Genomic DNA, 17,839 nt, shown 5'->3' on the forward strand with positions numbered 1-17,839 from the left:
ACCATAAGATCTTAATGATAATAATTGCCATTTATTGTCAAGTGGTCAGGCCTCTGCAATAATGCCGCCCTTCAGGCTTAAATAAAAACAATTATCATTATGAACAAACTGCTTCAGGCATGGCCGGCACTCCTGTGTGCCTCCGCTGGCGCGGCCGATCTTCCCCCTGTGGAGAAGGCTCGCAGCGACGACACCATCATTGTCACCGGGCAACGGGTACAACAGAAACTCTCCGATGTTTCCGGCTCCATCACCGTCATCACCCAGGAAGAGCTGGACCGTCAGGTCGCCAGCGAGCTGACTCATGTGTTTCGCAAGATCCCCGGTGTCTCGGTCACCGGCTCTGCCGGGCGACCGCAAAACATCAGCGTGCGCGGCATCGGTGGCAACCGTATCCTGCTGATCAAGGATGGGGTGCGCGTCAGCGACGGCTTTGGCGCCGACAACATCAATGACAAGGTGGGTCGCTTCAACTTCGATCTCGATGACATCAAGCAAATTGAGGTGGCCAAGGGGGCCGGCTCCTCCCTGCATGGCTCCGATGCCATCGGCGGCACCGTGGTGATGAATACCAAGCAGCCGGAAGATTATCTGCAACAGCAAGATAGCTATCTGGCGGCCAAAACCCTCTACGGTGGCGACAGCAACAAGAAGAAGCTCAGCATGACCGGCGCGGTGCGGGCACTGGAGAGCGAACATCTGTTGCGCCTCTCCGGCTGGCGTGGCAACGAAACCGCCAACTTTGAGGAGAACCGCATTCCGGCGGATCTGGATGGCATGAGTGCCTCCACCAGCAGCCGCCTCCCCCTCAATGCCCATCACGCTCTGCGGCTGGAGCTGGACTACTACGAGGATCACGCCAAACGCCAGATGGGGCCCAAAGCGGTGCCCCAACCCGATGGCAGCTGGGACGTGGTCGGTTTTCAGGAAGATGGCGATCAGCGCACCCAGGGCGGCAAGTTCAGTTGGGAAGCCAACGATCTGGGCATGGTCGATACCCTCAACTGGAGCCTGTTTGGCAACCAGTCACGCAACGAAGCCAACCAGCGCCAGCTGCTGCGCAACGATGCCCTGAGCGGCTATCCCAGATATCGCAGCCAGCGCACCCTCTCCACGTTCGAGGAGCTGCGCCTTGGCAGTGAGCTGGAGTTGCAGAGCAAGCTGAGCACCGGCTCGCTGGATCACACCTTCAGCTACGGTGTGGAAGTGGAGCAGGCCAACCACGAGCGACCGGTCAGCAATCTGACCCTGGAAGATGGCATCACCACCCAGGGTCAGAAAGCCCCCTTCAGCAAGGCCGAGACCCGCCGCGATGGCATCTGGCTGAGCGATGTGATCGATCTGGGCAGCTGGCAGTTTACCCCGACCCTGCGCTTTGACCGCCAGCGCCTGCGCGCACCGGACAGCAATCTGGCTGAGAACCACAGCGACCACATCTCCCCCAGTGTGGCGGCCAGTTACCGCTTCAACGAGATATGGCGCAGCTGGCTCAGCTATGCCAACGGCTTCCGCGCCCCCGCTTACGATCAGGTTTACGGCAACATTCCCCACTACTTTGCCATGCCGCCATTCGAGATCATTGCCAACCCCAACCTCAAGGAGGAGACCAGCCACAGTCTGGAGTGGGGAGTGAATGGCCAAAGCGACAACTGGAGCGTCAAACCGGCCGTTTTCTACAACCGCTACTACAACTTCATCGACTGGCGCCAGACCGGTTTTCGCCTCGATGACGGTGTCTTCCTGCGCCAGTATCGCAACGTCGCCAAAGCAGAAACCTGGGGCGCCGAGCTGGCCGCCAGCCTCTGGCTGAGCGACGAGTGGGAGCTTTCGACCAATCTGGCCTGGATGGATGGCAAGGATCACCGCGGTGAGCCGCTGCGCACCCAGACACCGCTGGAAGGCAACACCACCCTGCGCTGGCAACAGCTCGACTGGGGGGTTGAGCTCAGTGGCAACTATGCCGCCGCCATGACCAAGGTGCCCCAATGCGCCAATGCGCAGACTGGCTACAACGGTGCCTGCCAGAGCAGCGCAGGCTGGTTCAGTCTGGATCTCACAGGCGACTGGCAGATCACCGAGGCGCTCAAGGTCAATGCCACCATCGGCAACCTGCTCGATACCCGCTACGTCCGCTATCAGGATGTGGCCGGACTTCCGGCTGGCAGCGATACCTCCCTCTACAGCCAGAGCGGCCGCTACCTGTCAGCCAGCCTCAGCTACCGTTTCGTGGGGATGTGATGAAACATCATGCAATCATGGCGGCCCTGTTGGCCGCCCCGTTGGCGTGGGCGCAAGAGGCCCTGCCACCGCCGATCCCGTCCCAATCGCACCTGATTTCAGGCAATCCCGTACGCCAGGATCCCTACTTCTGGTTGCGGGACGAGAGCCGTAGCAACCCGGCCATTCTCGCCCTGCTCAAGCAGCAAAATCGCTGGAGCGAGCAGCAACTCGCCGCGCAGCAACCGCTGGAGGCAACCTTGCGCGCCGAGTTTGCCCGTCATCCGGCGGGGGAATCTGTGCCAGAGAACTGGCTTGTCCGCGGCGATCAGGCATGGCTGCTGCGCCCGGATGGCTCACTCTGGCAACGCCACGGGGGCAAGGTGCTGCAGCGGCTTCCCGCCAGAGCGGGTGAGGCCTATTACGAAGCGGGCGGCTGGGCTCTGAGCCCGGATAACCGCACGCTGGCTATCGCCGAAGACAGGCGCGGCGATCTCGACTATCAGGTCACCCTGCTCGATCTCCAGAGCGGCAAGGTGCTGGCCAGTTTGGCGCAGCGCAGCGCTGATCTCGCCTGGTCACAAGATGGTCGCACCCTCTACACCATCGCCAACGAGCGCTACACCCTGCGCCCCTGGCAGCTGCGCGGCTGGCAGGATGGCCAGGAGCAGACTCTCTATGAGGAGCAGGATCCCGCCTGGCTGCTCAGCCTCTATCGCACCACGGATGGCCAGCATCTGGTGTTGCAGGGCAACAACCACGACAGCTCGGAGCAGTACCTGCTCGACTCGGACAAGCCGCAGCAGATCAAACCCCGCCAGCGCGGGGTGGAATACTATCTGGACAGCCAGTCTGGCTGGGTGATCAAGAGCAACCGGGAGGGGGCATTTGCCCTCTACTCAGCCAGCACGCCGCTCGGTGAGTGGCAGCGCCTGTGGCCCGCCAAAGAGGAGGATCTCGGCGATCCCGAGAAGTGGCGACTGTTTGATCGCCATCTGGTGGTGCAGTTTCGCCAGCAGGGGGAGGATTGGCTCGCCCTGCTCGATCGCAACGGCCATGAACGCCAGCGCCTGCCGCTGGCCAGTGGCGCCGGTACCGGCTGGCTGCAAGGAGAACATGACCCGGCCAGCGACCGTATTCTGGTGCGCAGTCAGGGCTTGAGCCAGCCCCCCGGCCAGCGCTGGCTGGATTTGAACAGCGGCCAGTGGATCAACGACCAGCACACCGCAGGCAATAAAGCATTGCCCTATCAGAGCGAGCGGCGCTGGATCACCTCTGCCGATGGCACCCGGGTGCCTGTCTCGCTGGTGTGGCGCAAGGATCTGGCCCCTCGCGCCGTACTGCTCTACGGCTATGGCGCCTATGGCACGCCGATGCGCCCCTACTACCAGAAAGAGCTGTTGAGCCTGCTGGATCGGGGCTTTGTCTACGCCATCGCCCATGTGCGCGGCGGCGGCATGCTGGGGGAGCAGTGGACCCGCGACGGGCGGGGCATCAACAAGCAGAACGGCATCAGCGACTTTATCGCAGCCGGCAACGCCCTGCGCCACTGGTTGCCCGACGCAGCCCCCCTGCCCATGTTTGCCATGGGGGGCAGCGCGGGGGGCACGCTGGTTGCTGCGGCCCTCAACCAGCAACCGACACTCTTTAGCGGCGCCGTGTTGCAGGTTCCCTTCGTCGATATGCTCGGCACCATGAGCGATCCCGCCCTCCCCTTGACCCGTCAGGAGTATCAGGAGTGGGGCAACCCGGCCAAGCCCGCAGAGTATCAGGCGATGCGCCGCATCAGCCCCTACGACAACCTGTACCGCGCCCCCTACCCACCCCTGCTGGTCACTACCGCCCTGCACGACAGCCAGGTCCCCTACTGGGAGCCGGTCAAGTGGCTGGCCCGCCTGCGGGAGCACAGCACGGGCTCCGGCCCCTACCTGCTGCTGACCGAATTGGAGGGAGGCCACCGCGCCGGTGGTGGCGATCGGGCTCGTGAATTTGCCTTCTTGTTGCATCTGGCGGGGATAAATCAATGACCCTGCCGCTGATTGGGAGTACCACTATGAAACCCCTGTTGCCCGCCCTCTTGCTGGGGCTGGCTGGCTTTTCCACTCAAGCCGCCGAACTGCGTTTTGTCGAACAGGACGCCCCGGCCGATACCCGCCTCTGGCTCGAACAGCAGCTCGGCGTCACCCTGAGTGATGCCCCGGCCTATCAGCGCCAAGGCAAGCTGGGCCACTATCTGCATTATCGCCAGCAGCTCAATGGCGCACCGATCGCCGGCCTGATGGCCGCCATCAGTCTCGATGAGCGGGGTCGCCCGTGGCGTCTCTATCACAATACCCGGCTGATGCAGGCACAGGCGGCTCCATGTGATGAAGCAAGCCGCGCCGGGGTGGATGCCTATACCGCCACGCTGGATGGTACTGTGTGGCAATTCGCTGGCAGTGACGAAGCCCAGCCCTGGTACTGGCAGGATGGCGACACCCTGACTGCGGCCTGGCGTCTGCTGGCGGTGGAAAGCCAGCCGGGCAACAGCAAGAGCAGCCACTGGCAACTGTTTGTCACCTGCGATGGCAGCGCCCTGCTGGGGCGCACGCTGCAAGAGGCCAATACCCGTGCCGAAGCGGCACCGCTGGCAGGGGAAGCGGCCACGGTGCAGGCCCGTATCTTTGCCCTCGACCCACGCACCCAACTGCAAGATGGCAATTTGCTGTGGCGCCACGATCTGGTGCTGGACAACGGGGCCTATCGCACCGTGCCGCTCAGGGTACAAAAGGTGGATGACACCTACCAGCTGAGTGGCCCACGCGCCCGGGTCGTGGATGGCACGGCGCCGGAAACTGCCCCCTTTAGCAGCCCTGATGCCGATGGCTTCCAGCTGGATCACCAGCAGCCCGCCTTCCTCGATATCAATGGCTACTACCATCTGGATCTGGCCCAGCGCCATGTGGAATCCCTTGGCTACCCGACGCTGATGGGCGGCCCCCTGGCCATCGATACCGATGCCGGGGAGCAGGACAACTCTCTCTATGACCCCTTCCTGCGCCGGTTGGAAATTGGCCGGATAGGGGTGCCCGACGCGGAAGATCCCATGGTGATCTGGCACGAGTTTGGCCATGCGGTGCAGCACCATATCCTGCCCGACATGGGAGAAGAGGGTGACTGGGGCGCCATCGGCGAGGGCTTTAGCGACTATCTGGCCGCCAGCTGGCGCCAGCGTAGTCCAGAGGCTCGCCAGTTCGAGCCTTTCATGGTCTTCAACTGGGATGCCAGGATCAGCGGCCGGACGCCCCGTCAGCTCGATGATCTGCGGGCGCGCTATCATCCGGGCTTCCTCTATCCGGCTCACCTCACCATCAACGGCAGCAACGGCGACCAGCTGTGGGGCACCCCGCTCTTCACCGCGCTGCGCCAGGCCGTTGAACAGTATGGCGAGGTAGCCCGTGACGAGTTCGATACCCTGCTGATTGAATCCCACTTCGGCCTCGGCCCGCAGGTGCGGATGCCCCAGCTGGCGCGGGTCACCGTGGATACCGCCAACCGCCTCTATCCGGATCGCAGCTATGGCAAGCTGCTGGAGCAGACCTTCCGCCACCACGCCCTGCTGCCCACTCCCATTGCGGCCCGCCTTGCCGATGACAGCTACCTGCTGCCCGGGGAGAAAAAGAGCCTCGCCATCGAATTGACCAACCAGAGCGGCCGCCCCCTGACCGTGGCTGACGCCAGCCTGCTCCCGAGCAAGGGGCTCATGGGTGACGGTCACTGGCAGGGAGAGCTCAACGCCAATGGCAGCGCCCGCTGGACCCTGCCGCTGGAAGCAGCGAGCAACCTGACCTGTGGCGAAGCGGTCACCTTGCCGCTGCAGTTCCAGCTCACCCTGCCCAGCCCCACCGAGCGCCAGACCCGCCTTGACCTGCAACTGCCGATCGGTGAACCGCTCTGGCAGCGGGCCATCGGCCAGGGTGGCCAGATAAAGGATGCGGTGAGCAATGAACGGCACGGCCTGTCCCGCTTCACTCTCACCCTGCCCGAGAGCAAGGCCCGCATCGACAGCGGATTCGTGGTCGCCCTCGATCTGGAGCACAGCAAGCTGGAGCAGCTGGAGATCTGGCTCACCTCCCCTTACGGTACCCGGATCAGCCTGTGGAACAAGGGCTACGCCAGCCATACCCGGCTCAAGGGGGAGTTTCCCCGTGAACTGGTACCGTTCGAATCACTCGATAAGCTGCACGGCGAACCGCTCGCTGGCCGCTGGCTGCTGGAGATCAACGACACCAGCGCCGGTGACACCGGTCAGTTGCGCAACTGGCGTGTAGCCCAGCAAGTCGGCGCCCGCTGCGACAAGGATGAAGCCCTGCCCAACACCGGCATCATTACCCTTGAGCAGGATGAAGGGGGTGGCGGCATGACTTCCCCCCTGCTGCTGTTGCTGGCCCTCTGGCCCCGCCTCTGGCGTCGGAGCACCCCGCGCCGTTGAATCCTGTACCACGGGGGTTACCGCCCCCGTGAACCTGTGACCGAATCAAGGAATGTGAAGTGAAACCATCCGTACTGGTTATTGCAACCCTCTCAGCCCTGCTCAGCGCCTGTGGCGGCGGGGAAGATAACGCACCACTGGCGATCCCGGACTACCGGGTCGATGTCGCTCTGCCGACCGCCGGTACCCTGTGCGCCGATCTGGATCAGAACTGGCAATGTGATCCTGCCGACCCTGCCGTCAGCGGCGAAGGAGTTGTGGCCCTGGTCAGCCGTTCGGCCAACATCGTCAACTCGCCCCTGCTGTTCGTACCGAGGAGCGGAGACCTGCTGCTGGCACATCCGGCCGCCAAAGGGGATCCACAACGGCTGCAACCGACCCTGCTCAGCACCCTGTGGCAGAGCCGTATTGCCGAAGGGGTGGCCGCCGATCGCGCACTGACGCAGCTGCTGGCCGATCTCGCGCCGCTGCAACCGGGCGGCGACCGCGCGGCCATCGCAGGTCTCGGCCAGTTTGATCAGGCGCTACAACAGGTGGCGATCAGCTTGCAGCAACAGGCCCGCACACGCCTTGCCACCGCCAAGGAGACCCAGTTGCTCACCACCAGCTATCGCGCCATCAGCCTGATGCTGGCGCAATTGGCTCAGGAGTGGCAACGCAACGGCCAGTTCGCTGAAGATACCCAAAGCAAGCTGCTGACCCTGCTGGTGCAGCAGCAGCCACGCAACCTGCTAACCGTCACCGGAGTCACCACCTTCAGCGATGGCAACGACCCGCTGCTGGAACAGGAACCCGCCGACTATCCGGGACAAGATGCCAGCTGGAATCGCACTCGTCCCCAGCTTGCCTATCGCAAACTCGATGATCGCGGTCAGGCGCTCCCTGACAACGCGACGAGCTGGCAGTGCGTCAAGGATCTCAATACCGGTCTGGTGTGGGAGGTCAAATCGGATGATCCCTTGAGCCCGGCCTGGAAAAGCAGACCCTTTGCCTATGAGGATGAGCAGTTCAAGGCGACCGCAGGCGAGCAGCAAGCGGCCTACCAGCATATTCATAACAGGATCGAACAGCTCACCGCCGAAGGAGATCTGGCGGCCCTCGCCCGGGCACAGGCGCTGACCACCATGCTGACCACCCGCGCGTATCAGCAGTGGCTCAATGGCGAGCAGCGCTGCGGCATCAGCCAGTGGCGGCTGCCCACCATGGGTGAGCTGATGTCACTGATGCACTACGGCAGCCTGGCCAAGGACCCGCTGGGTCAACGCATCATCGTGGATACCCGTTACTTCCCGGATATCGCCTCCTCGGAAGATGACACCTACCATGGCTACTACTGGAGCGCCACCAGCAACACCGCCCAGCGCTTCTCCGGTGGCCCCATCAGCAAACGCACAGTCCTGCTCCTGGGAGAAGATGCGGGCACCACCTATCCCGCGCTGGTGCAGCAAGATACCTATATCGAGCTAATGCAGGTACGACTGGTCGCCACTCCCCAATAACCCGAGGAATATCATGAGCCTTTATCGCTTTTCGTTCGCCATGCTGGCACTGCTGGCCCCCCTGGCCCACGGTGCTGCCATTTGTGATGACACCATGGATCGCACCGCCCCCTCTGCCCGTTTTCTTGACCATGGCAACGGCACCGTCACAGATCAACACACCGGCCTCACCTGGATGCGCTGCAAACTGGGGCAGACATGGAGTGGCAGCAGTTGCCTGGGGGAACCGACCGTTTACTACTGGCAGCAGGGGCTGCAAGTGGCGGAGCGGATCCGCAGTGACAGCAGCCATGCTCTCTATCACTTCGGCGGTATCAGCCAGTGGCGCCTGCCCGACATCAAGGAGCTGGCGACCCTGGTCGAGCATGCCTGCTACAAGCCCTCTCTCAATGAAGCCATTTTCCCGCGCGCCATGGCGGGGGGCGGTAAAGAGGTCAATGAGGGCTATGTCTATCTGATGAGCAGCACGGTAACCTCCGCCAATGGTCAGCGGGCGTATCTGGATATCACCTCGGGAGATATCGGTCTTCGCGCCATTGGCGCCTACCCGGATCAGGTCTTGCTGGTCGCCAATAAACCCTGACTGCCCCACGCTCGAAACCGGAACGCGATGACAGGAGAGGCTTGAAAGCCTCTCTTTTTATTGCTCTTGCCGCCCCCCTACCTCACCCGCCATCACGCTCTTCACCCACCTGTGCCCCCTGCCCGCGATACCGACCTGATCCGGCTTCGCCCGCGGCATTTACCCCTTTCAGGTGATAACGAGGAGCAGCTCTCTGCGCTTTCCAGGCCTTTCTCGCCCGCCATAACCAACAAAAAAGTGCGCTTCTTAACAAAATTTAATTACTGGTTAACCGATTAATAATTAACCCGTAAAAATGACATGTAAATCAGTGCGAAAGTGTCATAATGCGTAACATTATTGTTAAGTCGCTTGATTAATTTGGTTAGGAAAAACCTCTATGTTTGCTGATATTTCTGCTCAACATTGGGCTTTTGCCATTTATGTCATCGGTGCCATCACCATCTGTCTGGTGATGATAGGCCTCGCTGCCCTGCTGGGAGGTCGCGCCTACGGCCGCACCAAGAACAAGCCATTTGAATCTGGTGTCGACTCGGTTGGCAGTGCCCGCCTGCGTTTTTCCGCCAAGTTCTATCTGGTCGCCATGTTCTTCGTCATCTTCGACGTCGAGGCCCTTTACCTGTTTGCCTGGTCTGTCTCCGTGCGGGAGAGCGGCTGGGTCGGCTTTATTGAAGCCACCATTTTCATCGGACTGCTGCTTATCGGCCTGATCTACCTCTGGCGCATCGGCGCACTGGACTGGTCACCGCGCAAACCGCAGCTGAACAACAAAAACAGTGATTGAACCACAGACCCTTTCCTTGAGGTTGCACCATGAAGTACACCCTGACCCGGATTGACCCGGATGCACCCGTTGAGCGCTACCCCCAGGAGCAGCGCCAGACCGTCGATGACCCACTGGCGCAAGAAGCGACGCGCGGCATCATGATGGGCCGCCTCGAGGAGGTGCTGCAAGACACAGTCAACTGGGGCCGCAAAAACTCCCTCTGGCCTTACAACTTCGGCATCTCCTGCTGCTACGTGGAAATGTGTACCGCCTTCACCTCCCCCCACGATGTGGCCCGCTTCGGCGCCGAAGTTATCCGAGCCTCGCCCCGTCAGGCCGACTTCATGGTGATTGCAGGGACCCCCTTCATCAAGATGGCGCCAGTCATCCAGCGCCTGTATGAACAGCTGCTCGAACCCAAGTGGGTGATCTCCATGGGGGCCTGCGCCAACTCCGGCGGCATGTATGACATCTATTCCGTGGTGCAGGGGGTGGACAAGTTCCTGCCGGTCGACGTCTACATTCCGGGTTGCCCGCCCCGTCCCGAAGCCTTTTTGCAAGCCCTGATGCTGCTGCAGGACTCCATCGGCAAAGAGCGCCGCCCCCTCTCCTGGGTGGTGGGCGATCAGGGGATCTACCGTCCCCAGATGCAGGCCGAAAAAGAGCGCAAGCGCGGCGAACGGATCAATGTGACCAACCTGCGCACGCCGGATGAGATCTGACCATGAAACTGACTCGTGATTTTCCCAGCAATTACGCCATGGCCCAGTGGCAGCCCAGCGACCACAAGGATGCCAAAGTCATTGGCGAACTGTTTGCCCACTTCGGGGCCGAGCACTTCACCGTGCAGACCACGCGCACTGGCGTGCCGGTGGTCTGGCTTCCCCGCGAACTGCTTCAGGATGTGATGGGCTTTTTGCGCAAGGTGCCCTCCCCGTTTGTGATGCTGTTTGATCTCAGCGCCACCGATGAGCGGCTGCGCAGCAATCGCGACGGTCTGCCCCAGAGCGATTTCACCGTCTTCTATCACCTCATCTCCATCGACCGTAACGCCGATGTGATGTTGAAAGTGGCGCTGGCCGAAAGTGACCTGCATCTGCCCACCATCACCAACCACTTCCCCAATGCCAACTGGTACGAGCGGGAAGTGTGGGATCTGATGGGCATCACCTTCGATGGCCATCCCCATCTGACCCGGATCATGATGCCCAAGAGCTGGCAGGGTCACCCGCTGCGCAAGGATTACCCGGCGCGCGCCACCGAATTCGATCCCTTCATGCTTGATGCCGCCAAACAGGACATGGAGCAGGAGAACCTGCTGTTCAAACCGGAGGAGTGGGGTCTGGCACGTGGTAACGAGAACGAGGACTACATGTTCCTCAACCTCGGTCCCAACCACCCCTCGGCTCACGGCGCCTTCCGGCTGGTACTGCAACTCGATGGCGAGGAGATCCGTAACTGTGTGCCCGATATCGGTTACCACCATCGCGGTGCCGAGAAGATGGGCGAGCGCCAGTCCTGGCACAGCTACATTCCCTATACCGACCGGGTCGAGTATCTGGGCGGGGTGATGAACAACCTCCCCTACGTGCTGGCGGTCGAGAAGCTGGCCGGTATCAAGGTGCCCCAGCGGGTCGACATGATCCGGGTGATGATGGCGGAGCTGTTCCGCATCCAGAGTCACCTGTTGTTCCTCGGTACCTATATCCAGGACGTGGGGGCCATGACCCCGGTCTTCTTCACCTTTACCGACCGCCAGAAGATCTACACCATCATCGAAGCGATCACCGGCGCCCGTATGCATCCGGCCTGGTTCCGCATCGGCGGTGTTGCCCACGACCTGCCCAACGGATGGCAACGTCTGATCCAGGACAACCTGCTGAGCTGGCTGCCCAAGCGGCTGATGGATTACGAGAAAGCCGCGATGCGCAACAGCATTCTGCGTGGTCGTACTATCGGGGTCTCCGCCTACACCACCGAACAGGCTCTGGCCTGGGGCACTACGGGTGCCGGATTGCGCGCCACCGGCCTCAACTTCGACGTGCGCAAGTGGCGTCCCTACTCCGGTTACGATCAGTTCGACTTTGAAGTGCCGGTCGGCAGCAATGGTGATGCCTACGACAGAGCCACCGTGCGGATCGAGGAGATCCGCCAGAGCATGTCGATCATCGAGCAGTGCATGAAGAACATGCCGGAGGGCCCCTTCAAGGCGGATCATCCGCTCACCACCCCGCCGCCCAAAGAGCGCACCTTGCAGCACATCGAGACCCTGATCAACCACTTCCTGCAAGTGTCTTGGGGCCCGGTGATGCCCGCTGCCGAGTCGTTCCAGATGATTGAGGCGACCAAGGGGGTCAACAGTTACTACCTGACCAGTGACGGCTCCACCATGAGCTACCGGACCCGGATCCGCACCCCGAGCTTTGCTCACCTGCAGCAGATCCCCTCGGTGATCAAGGGCAGCATGGTGTCGGACCTCATCGTCTATCTGGGCAGTATCGATTTTGTTATGTCGGATGTGGACCGTTAAGTGATCCGCCCTCCCGGCCATGGCCGGGAATCGGGATCGCCGGACGAGCAGTAAAAGGACAAGCCACCAAAGGTCAAGTCATGAGCCAGCAATGTCAGTGTCACAATAATCAGACCCCACAGGGGCAAGGGGCATGCAGCAGCAAACAGGACGACTTCGTTCTGAGCCAGGCTGAACTCGATGCCATCGAACACGAGAAACACCACTACGAAGATCCCCGCGCCGCCAGCATCGAAGCGCTCAAGATCGTGCAACAGGCCAGAGGCTGGGTTCCCGACGGCGCCATTCATGCCATCGCGTCCGAGCTCGGCATTCCCGCCAGCGACGTGGAGGGGGTTGCCACCTTCTATAGCCAGATCTTCCGCCAGCCGGTAGGGCGTCACATCATCCGCGTCTGCGACAGCATGGTCTGCTACATCAATGGCCATGAAGATCTGATGGCCGGTCTCAAGGAGGTGATGAACCTCGGCCCCGGTCAAACCACCCCGGATGGCCGCTTCACCCTGCTGCCGGTCTGCTGTCTTGGCAACTGCGACAAGGGGCCAGCCATCATGATCGATGACGACACCTATGGCGGCCTCGATCCGGTGACCTTGCTGAAAACGCTGGAGGCTTACCCATGAGCCTGCCGCAAAACAAGATCCTCGCCTCTCTTGGCACCGCCAACCGCACGGCCCGCACCGCCGAGACCCACCCGCTCACCTGGCGGCTGCGGGATGACGGCCAGCCGGTGTGGCTGGAGGAGTATCAGGCCAAACAGGGCTATGAAGCCGCCCGCAAGGCACTCGGCCAGATGAGCCCGGACGAGATTGTCAGCACCGTCAAGGATGCCGGTCTCAAGGGGCGCGGCGGTGCGGGCTTCCCCACTGGCGTGAAGTGGGGGCTGATGCCCAAAGACGAGAGCATGAACATCCGTTACCTGCTCTGCAACGCCGACGAGATGGAGCCCAACACCTGGAAAGATCGCCTGCTGATGGAGCAACTGCCCCATCTGCTGATCGAGGGGATGATCATCAGTGCCCGGGCGCTCAAGGCCTATCGCGGCTATATCTTCCTGCGCGGCGAGTATGTGGATGCTGCCATCCACCTGCGCCGCGCGGTGGAAGAGGCAAAGGCCGCCGGTCTGCTGGGCAAGAACATTCTGGGATCCGGTTTTGACTTCGAGCTGTTCGTCCACACCGGCGCCGGCCGCTACATCTGTGGTGAAGAGACGGCGTTGATCAATTCGCTGGAAGGGCGCCGCGCCAACCCGCGTGCCAAACCCCCCTTCCCCGCCGTCTCAGGTGTCTGGGGCAAACCCACCTGCGTCAACAACGTCGAAACCCTCTGCAACGTGCCCGCCATTATCGGCAACGGAGTCGCCTGGTATCACGGGCTGGCGCTGCCGGGCTCGGAAGATCACGGCACCAAGCTGATGGGCTTCTCCGGCAAGGTGAACAACCCCGGGGTCTGGGAGCTGCCCTTTGGCATCACCGCCCGCGAGCTGTTTGAAAATTACGCCGGCGGCATGAAGAGCGGCTATCGCCTGAAAGCCTGGCAACCGGGCGGCGCGGGCACCGGCTTCCTGCTGCCGGAGCACCTCGATGCCCAGATGTATACCGCCGGTATCGGCAAGGTAGGTACCCGGATGGGGACTGGCCTCGCCATGGCGGTGGATGACTCCATCAGCATGGTCTCCCTGCTGCGCAACATGGAGGAGTTCTTCGCCCGCGAGTCGTGTGGCTGGTGCACGCCCTGCCGCGACGGCCTGCCCTGGAGCGTCAAGCTGCTGCGGGCACTGGAACGTGGCGAAGGGCAATCCGGCGATCTGGCGACCCTGGAGCAACTCTGCGGTTTCCTTGGCCCGGGCAAGACATTCTGCGCCCATGCTCCGGGCGCCGTCGAGCCGCTGGCCAGCGCCATCAAATATTTCCGCTCCGAATTCGAGGCCGGGATCAAAGGCAGCGGTGATAACCGCAAGCCGGTCAAAGGGATCCAGCCCAATCTGCTGGGCGAGCGCTGGTAACGACACCACAGATTTCACAAAACAGGTTTCAGGGAAGTTGTATGGCAACCATTTATGTAGACGGCAAAGAGTACGAGGTAGACGGAGCAGATAACCTACTGCAAGCCTGTCTGTCGCTGGGTCTGGACGTCCCCTATTTCTGCTGGCATCCGGCGCTGGGTAGCGTTGGCGCCTGCCGCCAGTGTGCGGTGAAACAGTATCAGAATGCCGATGACAAGCGCGGCCGTCTGGTCATGTCCTGCATGACCCCGGCCACCGATGGCAGCTACATCGCCATCGAGGATGAAGAGGCTAAAGAATTTCGCAAGAGCGTGGTGGAGTGGCTGATGACCAACCACCCCCACGACTGCCCGGTGTGTGAAGAGGGCGGCGCCTGCCACCTGCAGGACATGACGGTGATGACCGGCCACAACAGCCGGCGCTACCGCTTCACCAAACGCACCCACCAGAATCAGGAGCTGGGCCCCTTCATCGGTCACGAGATGAACCGCTGCATCGCCTGCTATCGCTGCGTCCGTTATTACAAGGATTATGCCGGTGGCGAGGATCTCGGGGTCTATGGTGCCCACGACAACGTCTATTTCGGGCGGGTCGAGGATGGCACCCTGGAGAGTGAATTTTCCGGCAACCTGGTGGAGGTCTGCCCCACCGGCGTCTTCACCGACAAGACCCACTCCGAACGTTACAACCGCAAGTGGGACATGCAATTTGCCCCCAGCATCTGCCAGCAATGCTCCGTGGGCTGCAACATCAGTCCGGGCGAGCGTTATGGCGAGCTGCGCCGCATCGAAAACCGCTTCCATGGCAGCGTCAACCACTACTTCCTTTGTGACCGTGGCCGCTTTGGCTATGGCTATGTCAATCTGGCGGACCGCCCGCGCCAACCGCTGCTCAAAGATGGCAACGACCAGCTGACCATCACGGTCGATGGCGCCCTCAACCGAGCCGCCGATGCCCTGCGCACGGCCCGCGGCCTCATCGGCATCGGCTCGCCCCGCGCCTCGCTGGAGAGCAACTTTGCCCTGCGCGAGCTGGTGGGTGAAGCCAACTTCTACGCAGGCGTCGAGCAGGCCGAGTGGGCCTGTCAGCTGAAGATGCTGCAGATCCTGCAACAGGGCGGCGTGCCGACTCCGAGCCTGCGGGACATGGAAGAGGCCGACGTCATTCTGCTGCTCGGCGAAGATGTCACCATGAGCGCCGCCCGTATCGCGCTGGCGCTGCGCCAAGCCGTCAAGGGCAAGGCTCGCGAGCTGGCCCGCAAGATGAAGGTGGATCTGTGGCAAGTCGCCGCCGTTCAGACCCTGGGTCAGAACGAGCGCTACCCGCTGCTCATCACCAGCCTCGACACCACCCGTCTGGACGATGTGGCGGCCGACAAGCTGCACGCCCCCTATGCCGATCAGGCGCGCATTGGCTTTGCCATCGCCAACCTGCTCGACCCGGCCGCACCGGCCGTGGCCGACCTCTGCCCCGAGCAGCAGGCACAAGCGACTCGCTGGGCCGAACTGCTCGGCAACGCCAGGAAGCCGCTCATCATTGCAGGCTCCACTGCCCGCGAGGTGGCGCTGCTTGAGGCGGCCAGCAACATTGCCCGCGCCCTGAAAGGCCGTGGACTGGAAGCCAGCATCGCGCTGGTTGGCCAGGAGGCCAACTCGCTGGGTCTGGCCATGCTGGGCGCTCAAACCTTGTCAGACAAGCCGCTCGAAGCCGCCCTTGCGCGTATCGAGGCCGAAGAGGGGTTGGCGCTGGTCACCCTGGAGAACGATCTCTACCGCCGCGCGCCGCGCAACCGGGTGGATGCTGCGCTGGCACGGCTGCAGCACCTGCTGGTCATCGACCATCAGGCGACCCCGACCGCCAACAAGGCAGATCTGGTGCTGCCAGCGGCCAGTTTTGCAGAGGCCGATGGCACCCTGGTGAACATGGAAGGGCGCGCCCAGCGCTTCTTCCAGGTCTATGCGCCCGCCTTCTACAACGCCGATATTCAGGTGCGTGAAGGGTGGCGCTGGCTGGCGGCGCTGCAAGGGGCGATCGAACGCAAGCCGCTGCGCTGGCAGAACTTCGACCAGGTCAACCATGACTGCGCCACCAGCAATCCGCTGCTGGCTACCATGCTGGAAGCGGCGCCCAACGCAGGCTTGCGGATCCGTGGCATGCGACTGGCCCGTGAGCCGCATCGTTACAGCGGTCGCACCTCCATGCTGGCGGATCAGAACGTCAGCGAGCCGCGGGTAGCGCAAGATCCCGACTCCCCCTTCAACTTCTCCATGGAAGGGTATGCCGGAGCCCGTCAGCCGCTGCCGCAAGTACCGTTCGCCTGGGCGCCGGGCTGGAACTCTCCCTCCGCCTGGAACAAGTTCCAGGATGAAGTGGGTGGCAAACTGCGTGCTGGCGATCCGGGTCGCCGTCTGCTGGAAGCAACAGACCCGCAGGCAGAAGGCAAGGAGCTGCTCGGCTGGTTCACCACCATCCCTGCCCCCTTCAAGGCCGCAGAGGCGCTGCAAGTGGTCAATTATGCCCAGCTGTTTGGCGGCGAGGAGCTCTCCGCTCGCAGCCCGGTCATTCAGGCCCGGATGAACGAACCCGAGCTGGTGCTCAATCCCCTTGATGCGCAGCGTCTGGCCCTCCACGGGGGCAGTCAGGTCTCCTTCTCCTGGGGCGGTAGCCACTGGCAACTGCGTCTGCGTCTGAGCGAGCAGCTGGCGGCCGGTCTGGTGGGTCTGCCCCTTGGCGTCAACGGCCTGCCAACTGCGCTGCAACAGGCATATATCAATAACCTGCAGGAGGTGATCGCATGAGCGAGTCGCTGATCGATCTGTTGCTGGAGGTGGGCAAGGCACTGATCGTGCTGGTGGGGATCGTGGGGGCTGGCGCCTTCATGAGCTTCATCGAGCGCCGTCTGCTGGCCCTGTGGCAGGATCGCTACGGCCCCAACCGGGTGGGGCCGTTTGGTCTGCTCCAGCTGGCCGCCGACATGATCAAGATGTTCTTCAAGGAGGACTGGATCCCGCCGTTCGCTGATCGGCGGATCTTTATCCTGGCCCCCATCATCGCCTTCACCGCCTTTATTCTGGCGTTTGCGGTGGTGCCCATCACCCCCACCTGGGGCGTGGCGGATCTCAATGTGGGGCTGCTCTACATCCTGGCCATCGCGGGGCTGGCGGTCTATGCGGTGCTGTTCGCCGGCTGGTCGAGCAACAACAAATACTCATTGCTCGGCAGCTTGCGCGCCTCGGCCCAGACCCTCTCCTACGAGGTGTTTCTCGGGCTATCCCTGATGGGGATTGTGATCCAGACCGGCAGTTTCAACCTGCGGGATATCGTCGAGGCACAGGCAGACTTGTGGAACGTGGTGCCCCAGATCCTGGGCTTTGTCACCTTCCTGTTTGCCGGTGTCGCCGTCACCCACCGTCACCCGTTCGATCAGCCAGAAGCCGAGCAGGAGCTCGCCGATGGCTATCACATCGAGTATGCGGGGATGAAGTGGGGTCTCTTCTTCGTGGGCGAATATATCGGCATCGTGCTGATCTCCTCGCTCATCGTGACCCTCTTCTTCGGTGGCTGGCACGGCCCCTGGCTGCCCCCCTTCATCTGGTTTGCCCTGAAGACCGCCTGTTTCATGGTGTTCTTCATCCTGCTGCGGGCCTCCCTGCCTCGCCCGCGCTTTGACCAGGTGATGTCGTTTGGCTGGAAAGTCTGCTTGCCGCTGACCCTGATCAATATGCTGGTCACCGCGGCAGTTGTACTGATAAGTACGCAGTGAGGCAC

The 17,839-nt window shown here is 62.2% G+C and carries 12 protein-coding genes; all 12 read left to right on the forward strand.

What is annotated here, in order from left to right; genetic code table 11:
• The first annotated feature begins 99 nt into the window (after positions 1-99).
• The 12 genes from I6L46_RS08515 to nuoH all read left to right on the forward strand — a co-directional run bounded on the left by I6L46_RS08515 (position 100) and on the right by nuoH (position 17,834).
• Positions 100-2,238, forward strand: a complete 2,139-nt coding sequence (locus I6L46_RS08515) for a TonB-dependent hemoglobin/transferrin/lactoferrin family receptor (RefSeq protein WP_216962214.1) — start codon at positions 100-102, stop codon at positions 2,236-2,238.
• Entirely contained in the window at positions 2,238-4,244 is a 2,007-nt protein-coding gene (locus I6L46_RS08520; RefSeq protein WP_216977881.1) for a prolyl oligopeptidase family serine peptidase, read from the forward strand. Before I6L46_RS08515 ends, I6L46_RS08520 begins: the two co-directional genes overlap by 1 nt.
• The gene (locus I6L46_RS08525) at positions 4,241-6,688 is read left to right on the forward strand and encodes a proprotein convertase P-domain-containing protein (protein WP_216977882.1); all 2,448 of its coding nucleotides are present in this window, start codon (positions 4,241-4,243) and stop codon (positions 6,686-6,688) included. Before I6L46_RS08520 ends, I6L46_RS08525 begins: the two co-directional genes overlap by 4 nt.
• A gap of 59 nt (positions 6,689-6,747) precedes the next feature.
• On the forward strand, positions 6,748-8,187 hold the full coding sequence (locus tag I6L46_RS08530; RefSeq protein WP_216977883.1) for a DUF1566 domain-containing protein: 1,440 nt from the start codon (positions 6,748-6,750) through the stop codon (positions 8,185-8,187).
• 13 nt (positions 8,188-8,200) lie between these two features.
• The gene (locus I6L46_RS08535; RefSeq protein WP_021231425.1) at positions 8,201-8,770 is read left to right on the forward strand and encodes a DUF1566 domain-containing protein; all 570 of its coding nucleotides are present in this window, start codon (positions 8,201-8,203) and stop codon (positions 8,768-8,770) included.
• Positions 8,771-9,149: 379 nt separating this feature from the next.
• Positions 9,150-9,554, forward strand: coding sequence for an NADH-quinone oxidoreductase subunit A (locus tag I6L46_RS08540; RefSeq protein WP_005344919.1), 405 nt, complete (start codon positions 9,150-9,152; stop codon positions 9,552-9,554).
• Positions 9,555-9,583: 29 nt separating this feature from the next.
• Positions 9,584-10,258: an NADH-quinone oxidoreductase subunit B family protein gene (locus tag I6L46_RS08545; RefSeq protein WP_005344917.1), complete on the forward strand. Its 675-nt coding sequence runs from the start codon at positions 9,584-9,586 to the stop codon at positions 10,256-10,258.
• 2 nt (positions 10,259-10,260) lie between these two features.
• Positions 10,261-12,066: an NADH-quinone oxidoreductase subunit C/D gene (gene nuoC, locus I6L46_RS08550; RefSeq protein ID WP_216977884.1), complete on the forward strand. Its 1,806-nt coding sequence runs from the start codon at positions 10,261-10,263 to the stop codon at positions 12,064-12,066.
• A gap of 80 nt (positions 12,067-12,146) precedes the next feature.
• Entirely contained in the window at positions 12,147-12,689 is a 543-nt protein-coding gene (nuoE, locus tag I6L46_RS08555) for an NADH-quinone oxidoreductase subunit NuoE (protein ID WP_234928252.1), read from the forward strand.
• Positions 12,686-14,071, forward strand: coding sequence for an NADH-quinone oxidoreductase subunit NuoF (gene nuoF, locus I6L46_RS08560; RefSeq protein ID WP_005351112.1), 1,386 nt, complete (start codon positions 12,686-12,688; stop codon positions 14,069-14,071). The genes nuoE and nuoF overlap by 4 nt, the downstream gene beginning before the upstream one ends.
• 41 nt (positions 14,072-14,112) lie before the next feature.
• Positions 14,113-16,869 (forward strand): NADH-quinone oxidoreductase subunit NuoG, encoded by a 2,757-nt coding sequence (gene nuoG / locus I6L46_RS08565; protein WP_216977885.1) that lies wholly within the window; start codon positions 14,113-14,115, stop codon positions 16,867-16,869.
• A complete protein-coding gene (gene nuoH / locus I6L46_RS08570) occupies positions 16,866-17,834 on the forward strand; it encodes an NADH-quinone oxidoreductase subunit NuoH (RefSeq protein ID WP_005337244.1) in 969 nt (322 codons plus the stop codon). The genes nuoG and nuoH overlap by 4 nt, the downstream gene beginning before the upstream one ends.
• Positions 17,835-17,839 lie beyond the last annotated feature (5 nt).

This window comes from Aeromonas sp. FDAARGOS 1416 (assembly GCF_019048085.1).
GTDB lineage: Bacteria > Pseudomonadota > Gammaproteobacteria > Enterobacterales > Aeromonadaceae > Aeromonas > Aeromonas veronii.

What these genes read in the sequence shown, in the direction of transcription:
- I6L46_RS08515 (WP_216962214.1), top strand. Translation starts at nt 100, where the DNA reads ATGAACAAACTGCTTCAGGCATGGCCGGCACTCCTGTGTGCCTCCGCT.
- I6L46_RS08520 (WP_216977881.1), top strand. Translation starts at nt 2,238, where the DNA reads ATGAAACATCATGCAATCATGGCGGCCCTGTTGGCCGCCCCGTTGGCG.
- I6L46_RS08525 (WP_216977882.1), top strand. Translation starts at nt 4,241, where the DNA reads ATGACCCTGCCGCTGATTGGGAGTACCACTATGAAACCCCTGTTGCCC.
- I6L46_RS08535 (WP_021231425.1), top strand. Translation starts at nt 8,201, where the DNA reads ATGAGCCTTTATCGCTTTTCGTTCGCCATGCTGGCACTGCTGGCCCCC.
- I6L46_RS08540 (WP_005344919.1), top strand. Translation starts at nt 9,150, where the DNA reads ATGTTTGCTGATATTTCTGCTCAACATTGGGCTTTTGCCATTTATGTC.
- I6L46_RS08545 (WP_005344917.1), top strand. Translation starts at nt 9,584, where the DNA reads ATGAAGTACACCCTGACCCGGATTGACCCGGATGCACCCGTTGAGCGC.
- nuoC (WP_216977884.1), top strand. Translation starts at nt 10,261, where the DNA reads ATGAAACTGACTCGTGATTTTCCCAGCAATTACGCCATGGCCCAGTGG.
- nuoE (WP_234928252.1), top strand. Translation starts at nt 12,147, where the DNA reads ATGAGCCAGCAATGTCAGTGTCACAATAATCAGACCCCACAGGGGCAA.
- nuoF (WP_005351112.1), top strand. Translation starts at nt 12,686, where the DNA reads ATGAGCCTGCCGCAAAACAAGATCCTCGCCTCTCTTGGCACCGCCAAC.
- nuoG (WP_216977885.1), top strand. Translation starts at nt 14,113, where the DNA reads ATGGCAACCATTTATGTAGACGGCAAAGAGTACGAGGTAGACGGAGCA.
- nuoH (WP_005337244.1), top strand. Translation starts at nt 16,866, where the DNA reads ATGAGCGAGTCGCTGATCGATCTGTTGCTGGAGGTGGGCAAGGCACTG.